Source organism: Delftia sp. SD018, from assembly GCF_017355445.1.
In the GTDB taxonomy this organism is placed as follows: Bacteria; Pseudomonadota; Gammaproteobacteria; order Burkholderiales; family Burkholderiaceae_C; genus Comamonas; species Comamonas acidovorans.
Genome location: NZ_JADDRN010000006.1, coordinates 62,407 through 77,618, shown reverse-complemented (window position 1 = coordinate 77,618; position 15,212 = coordinate 62,407). Strand labels below are relative to the sequence as shown.

General features: G+C 65.7%; 17 protein-coding genes. 3 read left to right on the top strand and 14 right to left on the bottom strand.

Annotated features, from left to right (window positions below; all coding sequences use genetic code 11):
* Window positions 1–9: 9 nt before the first annotated feature.
* From rplF to INR38_RS08440, 14 genes are all read right to left on the bottom strand, one after another.
* Entirely contained in the window at window positions 10–543 is a 534-nt protein-coding gene (rplF, locus tag INR38_RS08505) for a 50S ribosomal protein L6 (protein WP_013804444.1), read from the bottom strand.
* A 24-nt stretch (window positions 544–567) separates the two neighbouring features.
* On the bottom strand, window positions 568–963 hold the full coding sequence (rpsH, locus tag INR38_RS08500; RefSeq protein WP_012202968.1) for a 30S ribosomal protein S8: 396 nt from the start codon (window positions 961–963) through the stop codon (window positions 568–570).
* A gap of 20 nt (window positions 964–983) precedes the next feature.
* The gene (rpsN, locus tag INR38_RS08495) at window positions 984–1,289 is read right to left on the bottom strand and encodes a 30S ribosomal protein S14 (protein ID WP_012202967.1); all 306 of its coding nucleotides are present in this window, start codon (window positions 1,287–1,289) and stop codon (window positions 984–986) included.
* A gap of 8 nt (window positions 1,290–1,297) precedes the next feature.
* A complete protein-coding gene (gene rplE / locus INR38_RS08490; RefSeq protein WP_012202966.1) occupies window positions 1,298–1,837 on the bottom strand; it encodes a 50S ribosomal protein L5 in 540 nt (179 codons plus the stop codon).
* A gap of 10 nt (window positions 1,838–1,847) precedes the next feature.
* Window positions 1,848–2,168 (bottom strand): 50S ribosomal protein L24, encoded by a 321-nt coding sequence (rplX, locus tag INR38_RS08485; RefSeq protein WP_012202965.1) that lies wholly within the window; start codon window positions 2,166–2,168, stop codon window positions 1,848–1,850.
* 10 nt (window positions 2,169–2,178) lie between these two features.
* The gene (rplN, locus tag INR38_RS08480; protein ID WP_012202964.1) at window positions 2,179–2,547 is read right to left on the bottom strand and encodes a 50S ribosomal protein L14; all 369 of its coding nucleotides are present in this window, start codon (window positions 2,545–2,547) and stop codon (window positions 2,179–2,181) included.
* Window positions 2,544–2,705, bottom strand: coding sequence for a hypothetical protein (locus tag INR38_RS08475; RefSeq protein WP_013804445.1), 162 nt, complete (start codon window positions 2,703–2,705; stop codon window positions 2,544–2,546). Before INR38_RS08475 ends, rplN begins: the two co-directional genes overlap by 4 nt.
* A gap of 529 nt (window positions 2,706–3,234) precedes the next feature.
* Window positions 3,235–4,824 carry a glycerol-3-phosphate dehydrogenase/oxidase gene (locus tag INR38_RS08470; RefSeq protein WP_012202963.1) on the bottom strand — a complete coding sequence of 530 codons (1,590 nt, stop codon included), beginning with the start codon at window positions 4,822–4,824 and terminating at the stop codon, window positions 3,235–3,237.
* Window positions 4,825–5,182: 358 nt separating this feature from the next.
* The gene (locus tag INR38_RS08465; protein WP_012202962.1) at window positions 5,183–6,916 is read right to left on the bottom strand and encodes an ABC transporter substrate-binding protein; all 1,734 of its coding nucleotides are present in this window, start codon (window positions 6,914–6,916) and stop codon (window positions 5,183–5,185) included.
* 100 nt (window positions 6,917–7,016) lie between these two features.
* Window positions 7,017–7,325 carry a DUF2160 domain-containing protein gene (locus INR38_RS08460; protein ID WP_043820414.1) on the bottom strand — a complete coding sequence of 103 codons (309 nt, stop codon included), beginning with the start codon at window positions 7,323–7,325 and terminating at the stop codon, window positions 7,017–7,019.
* Window positions 7,326–7,485: 160 nt separating this feature from the next.
* Window positions 7,486–8,301 (bottom strand): carbohydrate ABC transporter permease, encoded by an 816-nt coding sequence (locus INR38_RS08455; protein WP_013804448.1) that lies wholly within the window; start codon window positions 8,299–8,301, stop codon window positions 7,486–7,488.
* A 75-nt stretch (window positions 8,302–8,376) separates the two neighbouring features.
* Complete coding sequence (locus INR38_RS08450; RefSeq protein WP_013804449.1) at window positions 8,377–9,270, bottom strand: sugar ABC transporter permease; 894 nt, start codon at window positions 9,268–9,270, stop codon at window positions 8,377–8,379.
* Window positions 9,267–10,349, bottom strand: coding sequence for an ABC transporter ATP-binding protein (locus tag INR38_RS08445; RefSeq protein WP_099752114.1), 1,083 nt, complete (start codon window positions 10,347–10,349; stop codon window positions 9,267–9,269). The genes INR38_RS08450 and INR38_RS08445 overlap by 4 nt, the downstream gene beginning before the upstream one ends.
* A gap of 1 nt (window position 10,350) precedes the next feature.
* Window positions 10,351–11,430 (bottom strand): ABC transporter ATP-binding protein, encoded by a 1,080-nt coding sequence (locus INR38_RS08440; RefSeq protein WP_207443036.1) that lies wholly within the window; start codon window positions 11,428–11,430, stop codon window positions 10,351–10,353.
* Window positions 11,431–11,701: 271 nt separating this feature from the next.
* Here INR38_RS08440 and INR38_RS08435 point away from each other — a divergent pair, with 271 nt between their 5' ends.
* From INR38_RS08435 to INR38_RS08425, 3 genes are all read left to right on the top strand, one after another.
* Complete coding sequence (locus INR38_RS08435) at window positions 11,702–12,466, top strand: DeoR/GlpR family DNA-binding transcription regulator (RefSeq protein ID WP_012202956.1); 765 nt, start codon at window positions 11,702–11,704, stop codon at window positions 12,464–12,466.
* Window positions 12,467–12,539: 73 nt separating this feature from the next.
* On the top strand, window positions 12,540–14,036 hold the full coding sequence (glpK, locus tag INR38_RS08430) for a glycerol kinase GlpK (RefSeq protein ID WP_207443035.1): 1,497 nt from the start codon (window positions 12,540–12,542) through the stop codon (window positions 14,034–14,036).
* An 11-nt stretch (window positions 14,037–14,047) separates the two neighbouring features.
* Window positions 14,048–15,205 (top strand): esterase-like activity of phytase family protein, encoded by a 1,158-nt coding sequence (locus INR38_RS08425; RefSeq protein WP_207443034.1) that lies wholly within the window; start codon window positions 14,048–14,050, stop codon window positions 15,203–15,205.
* Window positions 15,206–15,212: the final 7 nt, after the last annotated feature.

Below are 15,212 nucleotides of genomic sequence, written 5' to 3'. Positions count from 1 at the left end.
TGCAGCTCCTTACTTCTTCTTGGTCTCTTTGATCACGACCTTCTCATCCGAGTAACGGATGCCCTTGCCCTTGTAGGGCTCGGGAGGACGAACGGCACGGATCTCAGCAGCCATTTGGCCAACGGCCTGGCGGTCAGCACCCTTGACCAAGATTTCGGTCGGTGTGGGGGTGGTGACAGTGATGCCGGCCGGCATTTCGAAGTTCACCGGGTGCGAAAAGCCGATCGCCAGGTTCAGCTTGGAGCCCGAGGCCGAAGCCTTGAAACCCACGCCAACCAGCGACAGCTTCTTCTCGAAGCCCTTGCTCACGCCCACCACCATGTTGTTCACCAGCTGACGCATGGTGCCGCTCATGGCGTTGGCTTCGCGCGAGTCATTGACGGGCTCGAAAGACAGCTTGCCTTCGTTGTTGGAGATCTTCACCAGAACGTTCTGGGCTTGCGACAGCGTGCCGCCGGTGCCCTTCACATTGATCTGGTCGTCTTTGATGGACACATCCACGCCTGCGGGGATGGCCACGGGAGTCTTTGCTACGCGAGACATTTCAGTATTTCTCCTTAATGTCCGTTAGGCCACGTAGCACAGCACTTCGCCGCCCACGCCAGTGGCGCGTGCCTTGCGATCCGTCATCACGCCCTTGGGAGTGGTGACGATGGCAACGCCCATACCGTTCATGACCTGGGGGATTGCGTCACGGCCCTTGTACACGCGCAGGCCGGGACGGCTCACGCGCTCGATGCGCTCGATCACCGGACGGCCGGCGTAGTACTTCAGTGTAATTTCGAGTTCGGACTTGCCAGCGTCGGTCTTCACCTGGAAGCCGTCGATGTAGCCTTCATCCTTCAGCACCTGGGCGATGGCAACCTTGACCTTGGAGGAAGGAGCCGTCACGGTGGTCTTGGAGACCATTTGTGCATTGCGGATGCGGGTCAGCAAGTCAGCGATGGGATCACTCATGCTCATGTTTAATCTCTCCTGCTTGCTTACCAGCTGGCCTTGGTGACACCGGGGATGTCGCCAGCGAAGGCCAGTTCACGGATCTTGGCGCGGCCCAGACCGAATTGACGGAAGGTGCCACGGGGACGACCCGTGATCTCGCAGCGGTTGCGCTGGCGAGTGGGGTTCGCGTTACGGGGCAGCTTCTGCAGGCCCAGGCGAGCGGCGTCGCGCTCTTCGTCGCTGCGCTTTGCGTCAGCGGCGATTGCCTTCAGTTCTGCGTATTTGGCAGCGTACTTGGCTGCCAGCTTTTCGCGCTTGAGTTCGCGCTGGATCAATGCAACTTTAGCCATGCGCCACCTCAGTTCTTGAAGGGGAAACGGAAAGCGGCGAGCAGTGCCTTGCACTCATCGTCGGTCCGAGCTGTCGTCGTGATGCTGATGTTCAGACCACGCAGAGCGTCCACCTTGTCGTACTCGATTTCGGGGAAGATGATCTGTTCCTTGACGCCGACGTTGTAGTTGCCGCGACCGTCGAAAGAACGGCCGGAGATACCACGGAAGTCACGCACGCGGGGCAGAGCCACGGTGACGAAACGGTCCAGGAATTCATACATCTGAACGCCACGCAGGGTCACCATGCAGCCAATGGCCTGGCCTTCACGGATCTTGAAGCCGGCGATAGCCTTCTTGGCCTTGGTCACCACGGGCTTCTGACCAGCAATCTTGGTCAGGTCAGCCACGGCGTTGTCCATCACCTTCTTGTCGGCCACGGCTTCGCTCACACCCATGTTCAGGGTGATCTTGGTCAGACGGGGCACTTCCATGGAGGAGGTGTAGCCGAACTTTTCCTTGAGTTCAGCCGCGATCTTTTCGCGATACAGTTTTTGCAGTCGTGCCATGTGTTACCCCTTAGGCCGCCTTGATTTCGGCGCCGCTGGACTTGAACACGCGAACGCGTGTGCCGTCGGCCTGCACCTTGATGCCCACGCGATCAGCCTTGCCGGTCGCTGCATTGAAGATGGCCACGTTGGATTGGTGGATAGGCATGGCCTTTTCCACGATACCGCCGGTGGTGCCCTTCATGGGGTTCGGCTTGACGTGCTTCTTCACCATGTTGATGCCATCGATCAACAGGTGGGAGTCGTCCTTGCGAGCCGAGACCACGCCTTGCTTGCCCTTGTCACGGCCGGTCAGCACGATGATTTGGTCGCCCTTGCGAATCTTGTTCATGGTGCTTCCTTTAGAGAACTTCAGGTGCCAGGGACACGATCTTCATGAACTTTTCGTTGCGCAGTTCACGAGTCACGGGGCCAAAGATGCGGGTGCCGATAGGCTCCAGCTTGGCGTTCAGCAGAACGGCGGCGTTGCCGTCGAACTTGACGAGCGAGCCATCAGCACGGCGAATACCCTTCGCCGTACGCACCACGACCGCGCTGTAGACCTCGCCTTTTTTGACGCGTCCACGCGGTGCAGCTTCCTTGATGGTCACCTTGATGATGTCACCAACACTCGCATAGCGACGATGAGAACCGCCCAGCACTTTGATGCACTGAACAGACTTCGCGCCGGTGTTGTCGGCAACCTCTAACCGAGATTCTGTTTGGATCATTTCAATATTCCCAACTTGCTCCAGCAAACACTCGACAGCCCCAGAGTCTTCTCAAGGGCCGCGAGCAGCCAGTCAGTCTTGGGCCCGTCGTCCACGCCGAAAACCATTTCTCGACGCTTCCACTGGGCAGATAACTTCACGATTTTCACGTGAAGCATGGGATTGTCCCAGAAATTCCTTTGCGCGTCAAACCCTTAGCTGCCTTTTCCACCCCTGGCCGGCAGCGTTGCGCAACCCCCACAAGAGCGCTATCAACCCAGGAGCAAGCTGGGCCTGCCGATGGCCGCACACCATCGGAAACGCCCATAAAAAAGCCGAGCCTGGCGGGCTCGGCAAAGGGTGGCAGACTCAACGCAATCGTCTGCTGCGGACTGGCCGCGCGTGCTACGGCGGCGCAGACATCGCAGCGGCTTGGGGCCACCGCGTTGGGCTCGGGCACGGCCCTTGCCCTACGGAAAACGGACTTTCAAGCGCTTTCTTCATCATTCCCCCTCCCTCGTCAGCCTTGTGCTGGCTGCTGTTCGCCGGCACCGTCACGAGATGCCATGGACAGCATTCTGATTCATAAAAACAATCAAAGATAGATATCCATCAATTTTGACAATCTTTCCTTGGCTTGCATCTGCCTCCAAAAGCAAAACGCCCTGCAGTGCAGGGCGTTTTGCTTGAGAGGGACTTCAGCCGCAATCAGGCCGGCAGGTACTGGGCCGCCAGCGGCATGAAGTCCGCCAGGCCGGCGTCCTGCCCCAGCTCCTCCTGGAGGATGGCTGCCACGCGCGGCGCCACCTCGGCGGCCTTGCGCGCATCGAGGAACAGCAGGCGGCTGCGGCGCGCCAGCACGTCTTCCACGGTGCGCGCGTATTCGAAGCGCGCGGCAAAGCGCACCATGGCTTCGTTCAGGCCGTCTGCCAGCCATTCGTCGTTGCCCGGCAACGCCTCCACTGCCGAGGCTTCCGTGCCATAGGAGTGCAGGCCCTGGACCTGGTTCATGCGGTGGTGCACGGCGGATTCGGCCGGGGCACCGGCCAGCGGCAGGCGGGCCGTGACGCCGCCGGGGCGGTGCGGCAGGCGGCCGATGGCAAAGCATTCGGAGAGCACGTCTTCGGCCATGGCGCGGTAGGTGGTCCATTTACCGCCCGTGACGGTGACCAGGCCGGTGCGGCTGGACATGACCGTGTGCTCGCGGCTGATCTTCTTGGTGTTCTCGCCATCGTCGTCCTGGGGCTTGACCAGCGGGCGAAGGCCGACCCACATGCTGCGCACGTCGGCCAGCGTGGGCTGGCGCGTGAGATAGCGTCCGGCCTCGGTGAGGATGAAGTCCAGCTCCTCGGGGAACGGCAGGGGCTCGCGCGCCAGGTCGTTGCGCGGGGTGTCGGTGGTGCCCAGGATGACCTTGCCCAGCCAGGGCACGGCAAAGAGCACGCGGCCATCGGCCGTCTTGGGCACGAGCAGGGCGTGATCGCTGGGCAGGAAGTCGCGGTCCACGACCACGTGCACGCCCTGGCTGGGCGCGACCATGGGCTTGACGGGACGGCCCTGGGCCTCGGCATCCTGCTGGCGGAACAGGTCCACCCAGGGGCCGGTGGCGTTGACCACGCACTTGGCGCGCAGCGTGAAGCGCCGGCCCGATTCCGTGTCTTCGCAGACCAGGCCGGCGACCTTGCCGCCTTCATGCAGCAGTTCAAGCGCGGGGCAGTAGTTGACCAGCAGCGCGCCCTTGGCAGCGGCCGTGCGGGCCAGCGCCAGCGCCAGGCGGGCATCGTCGAACTGGCCGTCCCAGTATTTGACGCCGCCCTTGAGGCCTTGCTGGCGCACGGTGGGCAAACACTTGACGGTGCTGGAGCGCGAGAGGAATTCGGTGGCGCCCAGGCCCGCCTTGCCGGCCAGCGCGTCATACATCTTGAGGCCGATGCCGTAGAACGGCGTGTCCAGCAGCTTGTAGGACGGCATGACGAAGGCCAGCGGCTGCGCCAGATGGGGCGCGTTGTGCAGCAGCGTGGTGCGCTCGTGCAGCGCTTCGCGAACCAGGGCAATGTTGCCCTGGGCCAGGTAACGCACGCCACCATGGACCAGTTTGGTTGCACGCGAGGACGTGCCCTTGGCGAAGTCATGCGACTCCACCAGCACGACCTTGAACCCGCGCGCCGCCGCGTCCAGGGCCACGCCCAGGCCGGTGGCACCGCCGCCGATGATGGCCAGATCGTAGGTTTCAGGCTGGGCCAGGCGTTCCAGCAGGGCGGCGCGGCCGGTGGGCAGAGGGGAAGCAGCGAGGGACATGGATCTTCGACGAAGGAATGTGGGGCAAGTTAACAGGGCGCCATGTAGCCGCCATGTCAGCACCCGGGACGCCACGCCTGCGCCCAATGCGAAGGGGACGGAATCGGGTTTTCCGCTATTTTCGCTCGTTTTTGTATTTTTTTCTTCGCTATCTTTCGTTTTGTGTTTTTGACGACCCAGGACGCCCAACGATGGACTGTGGTGCCAGCGCAGGGTATTGCGCCCAAAGCCGACGCGGCCCAACTCAGGGACGCCGAGCAAGAGCCGCCTCGCGGCGAGGGCGTCGTCCCCCTCCCGCGAAGCGAGAGAGGGCGCCGTGCATACGGGGGAAGGCGCGTCAGCGCCTCAGGGGGTGCTTTTACCGAACTTTTCCGTTTTTCCAGGCATTGAGCAGCGTGTCATACGCAATCGTCTCGCCCTTGGGCTTTTCATTGGCCAGCTTCTTCCACGGCGCCTGCTTGTCGCTGAGCCACTTGGCCGGGTCGCCCTTGGGGTTGAGCTTGGGCGCGCAGTGCGCCATGCCGGCACGCTGCAGGCGGGACATGACCTGGTCCATTTCCTCGGCCAGGTTGTCCATGGCGCCCTGGGGCGTCTTCTCGCCGGTGACGGCCTGGGCCACGTTCTTCCACCACAGCTGGGCCAGCTTGGGGTAGTCGGGCACGTTGTTGCCGGTGGGCGTCCAGGCCACACGGGCGGGGCTGCGGTAGAACTCGACCAGGCCGCCGAGCTTGGGCGCCATGTCGGTCATGGCCTTGGAGCGGATGTCGCTCTCGCGGATGGGCGTCAGGCCGACGATGGTCTTCTTGAGGCTGGTGGTCTTGGCGGTGACGAACTGCGCGTAGAGCCAGGCGGCGGCCGTGCGGTTGGCGTCATGGTCCTTGAAGAAGGTCCAGCTGCCCACGTCCTGGTAGCCGTTTTGCATGCCGTCCTTCCAGTAGGGGCCGTTGGGGCCGGGCGCCATGCGCCATTTGGGCGTGCCGTCGGCATTGACCACAGGCAGGCCGGGCTTGGTCATGTCGGCCGTGAAGGCGGTGTACCAGAAGATCTGCTGCGCGATATGGCCCTGGGCCGGCACGGGGCCGGACTCACCGAAGGTCATGCCCATGGCTTCCTTGGGCGCGTATTTCTTCATCCAGTCCACGTACTTGGTGAGCGCGAACACGGCGGCCGGCGAGTTGGTGGCGCCCCCGCGCGAGACCGAGGCGCCCACGGGCGTGCACTTGTCGTCGGCCACGCGGATGCCCCATTCATCGACGGGCATGCCGTTGGGAATGCCCTTGTCGGCCGCGCCGGCCATGGACAGCCAGGCATCGGTGAAGCGCCAGCCCAGCGACGGGTCCTTCTTGCCGTAGTCCATGTGGCCGTAGATGGGCTTGCCGTCGATCTGCTTGACGTCGTTGGTGAAGAACTCGGCGATGTCCTCGTAGGCGCTCCAGTTCAGCGGCACGCCCAGCTCGTAGCCGTACTTGGCCTTGAACTTGTCCTTGAGGTCCTTGCGCTCGAAGAGGTCGGCGCGGAACCAGTAGAGGTTGGCGAACTGCTGGTCGGGCAGCTGGTAGAGCTTGCCGTCGGGCGCGGTGGTGAAGCTGGTGCCGATGAAGTCCTTGATGTCCAGGCCCGGATTGGTGAAGTCCTTGCCGGCGCCGGCCATGTAGTCGGTCAGGCTCATGATGCGGCCGTAGCGGTAGTGCGTGCCGATCAGGTCGGAGTCGGAGATCCAGCCGTCATAGATGGACTTGCCCGACTGCATCGAGGTCTGCAGCTTCTCGACCACGTCGCCTTCCTGGATCAGGTCGTGCTTGACGGTGATGCCCGTGATCTCGGTGAAGGCCTTGGCCAGCGTCTTGCTCTCGTACTCGTGCGTGGTGATGGTCTCGGACACCACGGCGATCTCCTTGACGCCCTTGGCCTGCAGCTTCTTGGCCGCCTCGATGAACCACTTCATCTCGGCCATCTGCTGGTCCTTGGACAGCGTGCTGGGCTGGAACTCCGCGTCGATCCACTTCTTGGCTTCCGCCTCTCCGGCCCAGGACGCCTGCCCCGCCGCCAGCAGGGCCGCCGCGAGGGCGATGGTATGAAGTCGTTGTTTCATCTGCCGTCTCCTAGATTCTTGCTGTCTCCCCGACATGCACATGCACCAGCGGGCCCCGGGGGAGCTTCGGACCCGGCTGTCGATAAATGGAATGAAGTGATCAGCCTTTGCGCATCACGACGGCCAGCACGAGCATGGACAGCACCAGGCTGATCCACACCGAAGGCTCGGCCTCCAGCGAGAACCACTGCACCATCCTCTCGCCCAGGCCCACCCAGGCCAGATTGACATAGGCCGCCAGCAGCAACCCGATGAACAGCCGGTCCCCGCGCGTCGTCGCCATCGGCAGCCAGCCCTTGCGCATCACGGTCGGGCTGCGCAACTCCCACAGCGTCATGCCCACCAGCATCAGCACGATGCAACTGAAGAACACCGCCACCGGCAGCGTCCAGGCCATCCAGGAAAACATTGACGAGTCCTTTCAGAAACAAAAACCACTGCCCGTCGAAACTGGCGCGGCCCCAAGCGAGGGACAGCGAGCAAGGGCCGCCCCGCCGCGAGGCTGTCGTCCCCCTCCCCCGCGAAGCGGGTAGAGAGGGGGAAGGCGCGCAAGCGACTCAGGGGGTGCCTCACACCCTTCCCATGGCGAACCCCTTGGCGATGTAATGCCGCACAAACCAGATCACGATGGCGCCCGGCACGATGGTCAGCACGCCGGCCGCCGCCAGCGTCGCCCAGTCCATGCCCGAGGCCGAGACGGTGCGCGTCATGGTCGCCACGATGGGCTTGGCGTTCACGCTAGTCAGCGTGCGCGCCAGCAGCAGCTCCACCCAGCTGAACATGAAGCAGAAGAAGGCCGCCACGCCCACGCCGGCCTTGATCAGCGGCAGGAAGATGGTGAGGAAAAAGCGCGGGAAGGAGTAGCCGTCGATATAGGCCGTCTCGTCGATCTCGCGCGGGATGCCGCTCATGAAGCCCTCCAGGATCCAGACGGCCAGCGGCACGTTGAACAGCAGGTGGGCCAGGGCCACGGCGATGTGCGTGTCCATCAGGCCCACCGTGGTGTAGAGCTGGAAGAAGGGCAGCAGGAAGACGGCCGGCGGCGTCATGCGGTTGGTCAGCAGCCAGAAGAACACATGTTTGTCGCCCAGGAACTGGTAGCGCGAGAACGCATAGGCCGCCGGCAGCGCCACCGTCAGCGAGATCACGGTGTTGATGGCCACGTAGATCAGGCTGTTGATGTAGCCCGAGTACCAGGAGGCGTCGGTGAAGATGGTTTGGTAGTTGGCCCAGGTGAAATGCTGGGGCCACAGCGAGAAGCTCGACAGGATCTCCTCGTTGGTCTTGAAGCTCATGTTGACCATCCAGTAGATGGGCAGCACGGCGAACAGCAGGTAGGCGACGAGGAACAGCGTTCGCTTGTGGAAACGGCGGTCTTCAGTCATGTCCGGCCTCCCGCAGGGCCACCCCAAGGGAGGCCGAGCCCCCTCGGGGGGCAGTGAACGAAGGGAGCGTGGTGATCATTCTTTTGCCCCTTCCTTGTCTGCCGTGCCCACGCGCTGCATCCAGTTGTAGAGGATGAAGCACAGCAGCAAGATGATGAGGAAATAGATCAGCGAGAAGGCAGCCGCCGGCCCGAGGTCGAACTGGCCCACGGCCTTTTGCGTCAGGTACTGCGACAGGAAGGTGGTCGCATTGCCGGGCCCGCCGCCCGTGAGCACGAAGGGCTCGGTGTAGATCATGAAGCTGTCCATGAAGCGCAGCAGCACGGCAATCATCAGCACGCCGCGCATCTTGGGCAGCTGGATGTAGCGGAACACCGCGAACTTGCTGGCGCCGTCGATGCGCGCAGCCTGGTAGTAGGCGTCGGGAATGGAGCGCAGGCCCGCGTAGCACAGCAGGGCCACCAGCGGCGTCCAGTGCCAGACATCCATGACCAGCACGGTGAGCCAGGCATGGGTGGCATTGCCCGTGTAGTTGTAGTCCACGCCCAGCGCGTTGAGCGCCGCGCCCAGCAGGCCGATGTCGGCGCGGCCGTAGATCTGCCAGATGGTGCCGACCACGTTCCACGGAATCAGCAGCGACAGCGAGACCACGACCAGCACGGCCGAGGCCTTCCAGCCCTGGGCCGGCATGGACAGGGCCAGCGCGATGCCCAGCGGGATCTCCACCAGCAGCACGGCCAGCGAAAAGCCGATCTGGCGCAGCAGGGCCGAGTGCAGCTCCTCGTCGCGCATGACCTGGGCAAACCATTCCGTGCCCACGAACACGCGCCGGTCGGGACTGATGATGTCCTGCACCGAGTAGTTCACCACCGTCATCAGCGGGATGATGGCCGAGAAGGCCACGCAGATGATGACCGGCAGGATCAGCAGCCAGGCCTTCTGGTTGACGGGCTTGACGGTCTGGCTCATGCCTGCAACTCCTCGTTGACGTAGTAGCAGGTGTGGGGGCCCTGCAATTGCACCCAGACGGTCTCGCCCACGGCCGGCAGCGCGGCATCGGCGCCGCAGCGCAGCTTGAGCAGCCGCTCGCCCAGGCGCGCCACCAGCAGCTGGTGCGTGCCCACGTCCTGCACGCGCTCCACCGTGCAGGCCACGGCGCCGGGCGCGTCGGCCGAGGCCAGTGCCAGGTACTCGGGGCGTATGCCCAGGCTCAGCGGCAGGCCGGGCGCAACGCCGGCCAGCGCTTCGGGCAGGGGCAGGTACTGGCCCTCGGCCAGCAGCCGGCCGCCGTCCTGCTGCAGCGGCACGAAGTTCATGCCCGGCGAGCCGATGAAGTGGCCGACGAAGGCGTGGCTGGGCCGCTCGAAAAGCTGGGCGGGCGTGCCCACCTGCACGGCGCGCCCACGCGTCATGACCACAACGTGCTCGGCAAAGGTCAGGGCCTCCACCTGGTCGTGCGTCACATAGATCAGCGTGAGCCGCAGTTCATGGTGGATCTGCTTGAGCTTGCGGCGCAGCTGCCACTTGAGCTGGGGGTCGATCACCGTGAGCGGCTCGTCGAACAGCACGGCCGACACATCGGGCCGCACCAGGCCCCGGCCCAGCGAGATCTTCTGCTTGGCATCGGCCGACAGGCCGGCCGCGCGCTGGTCGAGCTGGCCGCTCATCTCCAGCATCTCGGCGATCTGGCCGACCCGCGCGCGGATGCGCTCCTCGGGCATGCGGCGGTTCCTCAGCGGAAAGGCCAGGTTCTCGGCCACGGTCATGGTGTCGTAGATCACCGGGAACTGGAACACCTGGGCGATGTTGCGTTCCTGAGGCGTGGCGCGCGTCATGTCGCGGCCGTCGAACAGCACCTTGCCCTGCGAGGGGACCAGCAGGCCCGACATGATGTTGAGCATGGTGGTCTTGCCGCAGCCCGAGGGGCCGAGCAGCGCATAGGCGCCGCCGTCCTCGAAGACCATGCTCAGCGGCAGCAGCGCATAGTCGCTGTCCTGCTGCGGGTTCGGCTTGTAGGAGTGGGCCAGATCGAGTTCTATGCGGGCCATCTCATCGTCCTCCGGGCCGCGTCGGCGCCAGCAGCAGCGCGCCGTCCGTGCCGAACACGTAGGCATGGTCCGGATCCAGGTGCAGCGTGACCGCGCTGCCCAGGTCCAGATGGTGCACGCCCGTGACCTGGGCCACCAGCTCGCCCCAGGGCGTGGTGGCATGCACGAAGGTGTCGGAGCCCGAAATCTCGGCCAGTTCCACCACGCCCTGCAGTGCCAGATCGCCGGGCCGGGACTGCAGACGCAGCGCGCTGGCGCGCAGGCCCAGGGTCAGTTGGCCGGACACGGCCAGGTCCGCAGGCAGCGCCACGGGCAGCCGCGTGCCGCCCGGCAGTTCCAGCCCGCCCACCACGGCACTGGCCACGATCAGGTTCATGGGCGGATCGCTGAAGGCGCGCGCCACGCGCAGCGAATTCGGCTGATGGAAGACCTCGGCCGTGGGGCCGTACTGCAGCAGTTCGCCCTCATGCAGCACAGCCGTGTAACCACCCAGCAGCAGGGCCTCGCCGGGCTCGGTGGTGGCATAGACCACGGTGGAGTCGCCTGTGGCGAACAGCTGGGTCAGTTCCTCGCGCAGTTCCTCGCGCAGCTTGTAGTCGAGGTTGACCAGGGGCTCGTCCAGCAGCATCAGCGGAGCGCCCTTGGCCAGGGCGCGCGCCAGCGCCACGCGCTGCTGCTGGCCGCCCGACAGCTCGGCCGGGTAGCGATCCAGGAACATCTCGATGTGCAGCCGCTCGGCCAGGGCGCGCACGCGCTGCGCCACGTCGCGGTCGCCGCGCAGCTTGAGCGGCGAGGCGATGTTGTCCGCCACCGTGAGCGAGGGATAGTTGATGAACTGCTGGTAGACCATGGCCACGTTGCGCTCGCGCACGGGCATGCCGGTCACATCGACGCCATCGGCGCGCACACGGCCTTCGGTGGGCACGTCCAGGCCGGCCATGATGCGCATCAGGCTGGTCTTGCCGGCCTGCGTGGCACCCAGCAGCACGGTCACCGCGCCGCTTTCCAGTTCAAGGTGCATGGGGTGCAGCCAGGTCTGGCCGCCCACGCGTTTGCTGATTCTCTCCAACACCAGTTCCACGACCGCCCTCACTGACGAGGCCGCCTCGGGGGGCAGCGATTGAACAAGGAGAAACATCTCGCTCAAGGCGGCGATTGCGCGCCATCCGAAAGCAAGAACGTGATCATTTTTGTTCTTTCCAGATCGCAGCCCATCAACACATACCCTAGGTGCTGTTCTTTTTTCTTCGTTTTAAAGTTCCCCAACCCACGGCCGGCCAGGGGCAAATGCGCTATAAACCGGTCGCCCCGCCTTGTTTGCCTGAGAACGCACCAGATCTGGAATCGCCGCCGTGAACACCAATCCCCGACAACTACAGCTGCTCGACGAAGTGCGCAGCCGCCAGTCCACTTCGGTGGAGCAGCTGGCCGAGATCCTGGGCGTGACCCTGCAGACCGTGCGCCGCGACATACAGAAGCTGGCCGATGCGGGCCTGATGGTGCGCTTTCACGGCGGCGTGCGCGTGCCCAGCGCCACGGTGGAGAACCTGGGCCACACCCAGCGCCAGGTGCTGCATGCCGAAGGCAAGTCGCGCATTGCGCGCGCCGTGGCCGAGGCCATTCCCAACGGCTGCTCGCTGATCCTGAACATCGGCACCACCACCGAGGCCGTGGCCCAGGCCCTGCTCAAGCACCGGGGCCTGCGCGTGATCACCAACAACCTCAACGTGGCGGCCATCCTCAGCTCCAACGCCGACTGCGAAGTCATCGTGGCCGGCGGCGTGGTGCGCACGCGCGACCGGGGCATCGTGGGCGAGGCGGCCGTGGACTTCATCCGCCAGTTCAAGGTGGACATCGCCCTGATCGGCATCTCGGCCATCGAGCCCGATGGCAGCCTGCGCGACTTCGATATGCGCGAGGTCAAGGTGGCCCAGACCATCATTGCCCAGTCGCGCGAGGTCTGGCTGGCCGCCGACCACAGCAAGTTCCACCGCCAGGCCATGGTGGAGCTGGCACGCCTGGACCAGATCGACCGCCTGTTCACCGATACCGCACCCCCCGCCCCGTTCGATGCCCTTCTGCGCGAAGCCGAAGTGCAATGCGTGGTGGCGCAGTAAGTTTTCCGCAGCCGCTGCGCCACCGCCCGCACAGGACACGCGCACCGGCCCTGCTTTTCCTGGATACCGCACCATGACCTATCTGCTTGCCCTGGACCAGGGCACCTCCAGCTCGCGCAGCATCGTCTTCGACACCCAGGGCCGCATCGTGGCCTCGGCCCAGCTGGAGCTGCCGCAGATCTATCCCCGACCCGGCTGGGTCGAGCACGATCCGCGCGAGATCTGGCGCACCCAGCTGGCCACGGCGCGCGAGGCCCTGGCCAAGGCCGGGCTGGCGGCGGCCGACATCCGCGCCCTGGGCATCACCAACCAGCGCGAGACCACCGTGGTCTGGAACCGCGCCACGGGCCAGCCCATACACCACGCCATCGTCTGGCAGGACCGCCGCGCCGAGCCGCTGTGCGCCCAGTTGCGCGAGGCCGGCCATGCCGACACCATCCAGCGCAAGACGGGCCTGCTGATCGACGCCTATTTCTCGGGCACCAAGCTGCGCTGGATCCTGGACAACGTCAACGGCGCGCGCGCCGCCGCCGAGCGCGGCGAACTGGCCTTCGGCACCGTGGACAGCTGGCTGATCTGGCAGCTCACGGGCGGACGCCGCCATGTGACCGATGTCTCCAACGCCAGCCGCACCATGCTGTTCAACGTCCACACCAACCAGTGGGACGACGATCTGCTGGCGCTGCTGGAGATTCCGCGCGCGCTGATGCCCGAGGTGCTGCCTTCCGCCGCCGATTTCGGCCGCACGGCAGCCGAGGTGCTGGGCGGCGAGATCGCCATCGGCGGCGTGGCCGGCGACCAGCAAAGCGCCCTCTTCGGCCAGGCCTGCTTTTCGGCCGGCATGGCCAAGAACACCTATGGCACGGGCTGCTTCATGCTCATGCACACGGGCGGCGTGTTCCAGACCTCCTCCAACGGCCTGCTGACCACCGCTGCGGCACAGCCCACCGCTGCGCCAGCCTATGCGCTGGAAGGCAGCGTCTTCGTGGGCGGCGCTGTGGTCCAGTGGCTGCGCGACGGGCTGCGCGCCATTGAGCACAGCGGCCAGGTGCAGCAACTGGCCGAGAGCGTGCCCGACTCGGGCGGCGTGATGATGGTGCCGGCCTTCACGGGCCTGGGCGCACCGTACTGGAAGCCCGATGCGCGCGGCACCATCACGGGCCTGACGCGCGGCACCACCATCGCCCACATCGCGCGGGCCGCGCTTGAATCCATCGCCTTCCAGAGCGCCGCCCTGCTGCTGGCCATGAGCCGCGACGCGGTGGCCAGCGGCGGCGCGCCGGTCAGCGAACTGCGCGTGGACGGCGGCGCCTGCGTCAACAACCTGCTCATGCAGTTCCAGGCCGACCTGCTGGGCATTCCCGTCGTGCGCCCGGCCTGCGTGGAGACCACGGCCCTGGGCGCTGCCTACCTGGCGGGCCTGTCCTCGGGCGTGTACCAGAGCACCGAGGAACTGTCGGCGCTGTGGAAGGCCGAGCGCCGCTTCGTGCCCACGCTGGACAAGCACCGCGCCGACGAGCTGATGGCGCGCTGGGAGCATGCGGTGGCCCAGACCGCGCTGGCGGCCTGAGGCCGACTTTCTTGCGCCAGCTTGCCAGCCTGGTTCTTTGCGGCCTGTTGCTGGCAGGCTGTGCCGCGCCACCACAGGCGCTGCCAGTCCCGCAGCCCACCGCCTGCGCACGCCTGCAATGGCTGGGCAGCACCACCCTTGCGCGTGAGGAGCCCATCGACGGCGCCATCACAGGCGGCATCTCCGGCCTGGACTACGACGCGCAGCGCGGCGACTACGTGGCCATCAGCGATGACCGCTCGGCGCGCGGACCCGCACGCTGGATGCGGCTGCGCGTGGAGCACATTCCTGCCGGGCAGCGCGCCGGCTCCAATCCCTGGCAGGCGCGGATCACCGAGGTGCACCCGCTGCGCGATGCCCAGGGCCAGCGGCTGCTCCCGCGCCACGCCGCACCCGCGCACCAGCCTGTCCCCGATCCCGAAGCCATCCGCCTGCTGCCGGACGGCGGCATGCTGTGGACCGACGAAGGCGACCCGGGCCGGGGCTTTGGCACCTCGCTGGTGAGGACCGACGCCACGGGCCGCCAGATCGCGCGGTGGTTCTACGCATTCAAGGTCGAGGACGGCAGGCCGGGCCTGCGCTCGAACTTCGGCTTCGAGGGGCTGGCCGTGACGCCGGACGGCCAACAGGCCTGGCTGGCCCTGGAGGCGCCGCTGCGCCAGGACGGCCCGCGCGCCAGCGCCGCCACGGCAGGCGCGCCCGTGCGCATCAGCCTGGTCAGCCTGGACGACGGCCGGCTGCTGCGCCAGATCGCCTACCAGCCCGATGCCGTGCCGGCCGCCAGCTGGGCCCTGCCCCAACGCGAGGTCAACGGCATCAGCGAAATCCTGCCGGACGGTCCCGACCATCTGCTGGTGCTGGAGCGCTCCTACAGCCCGGGCCACGGCTTTGGCGCGCGGCTGTACCGCATCGGCCTGGATTCGCCTGACACGCTGGCCCTGGCCAGCTTTGCGCAAACGCCGCCACAGGTGGCGGTCAAGCAATTGGTGGCCGATCTGTCCACCGTGCAGCCCGGCCGGCTGGACAACATGGAAGCCATGTCCTGGGGCCCGCCGCTGCCCGATGGCACGCGCGTGCTGGTGTTCGCCAGCGACGACAACTTCAACCCGGCGCAGGCCAACCAGATCCTGATCACCGCCTACCGGCCCTCGACGCCCTGCGCACCCTGAAGGCGCT

Excerpts from the sequence above, each read along its gene's own strand:
- rplF (WP_013804444.1), bottom strand. The coding sequence starts at position 543 with ATGTCTCGCGTAGCAAAGACTCCCGTGGCCATCCCCGCAGGCGTGGAT.
- rpsH (WP_012202968.1), bottom strand. The coding sequence starts at position 963 with ATGAGCATGAGTGATCCCATCGCTGACTTGCTGACCCGCATCCGCAAT.
- rpsN (WP_012202967.1), bottom strand. The coding sequence starts at position 1,289 with ATGGCTAAAGTTGCATTGATCCAGCGCGAACTCAAGCGCGAAAAGCTG.
- rplE (WP_012202966.1), bottom strand. The coding sequence starts at position 1,837 with ATGGCACGACTGCAAAAACTGTATCGCGAAAAGATCGCGGCTGAACTC.
- rplX (WP_012202965.1), bottom strand. The coding sequence starts at position 2,168 with ATGAACAAGATTCGCAAGGGCGACCAAATCATCGTGCTGACCGGCCGT.
- rplN (WP_012202964.1), bottom strand. The coding sequence starts at position 2,547 with ATGATCCAAACAGAATCTCGGTTAGAGGTTGCCGACAACACCGGCGCG.
- INR38_RS08475 (WP_013804445.1), bottom strand. The coding sequence starts at position 2,705 with ATGCTTCACGTGAAAATCGTGAAGTTATCTGCCCAGTGGAAGCGTCGA.
- INR38_RS08470 (WP_012202963.1), bottom strand. The coding sequence starts at position 4,824 with ATGTCCCTCGCTGCTTCCCCTCTGCCCACCGGCCGCGCCGCCCTGCTG.
- INR38_RS08465 (WP_012202962.1), bottom strand. The coding sequence starts at position 6,916 with ATGAAACAACGACTTCATACCATCGCCCTCGCGGCGGCCCTGCTGGCG.
- INR38_RS08460 (WP_043820414.1), bottom strand. The coding sequence starts at position 7,325 with ATGTTTTCCTGGATGGCCTGGACGCTGCCGGTGGCGGTGTTCTTCAGT.
- INR38_RS08455 (WP_013804448.1), bottom strand. The coding sequence starts at position 8,301 with ATGACTGAAGACCGCCGTTTCCACAAGCGAACGCTGTTCCTCGTCGCC.
- INR38_RS08450 (WP_013804449.1), bottom strand. The coding sequence starts at position 9,270 with ATGAGCCAGACCGTCAAGCCCGTCAACCAGAAGGCCTGGCTGCTGATC.
- INR38_RS08445 (WP_099752114.1), bottom strand. The coding sequence starts at position 10,349 with ATGGCCCGCATAGAACTCGATCTGGCCCACTCCTACAAGCCGAACCCG.
- glpK (WP_207443035.1), top strand. The coding sequence starts at position 12,540 with ATGACCTATCTGCTTGCCCTGGACCAGGGCACCTCCAGCTCGCGCAGC.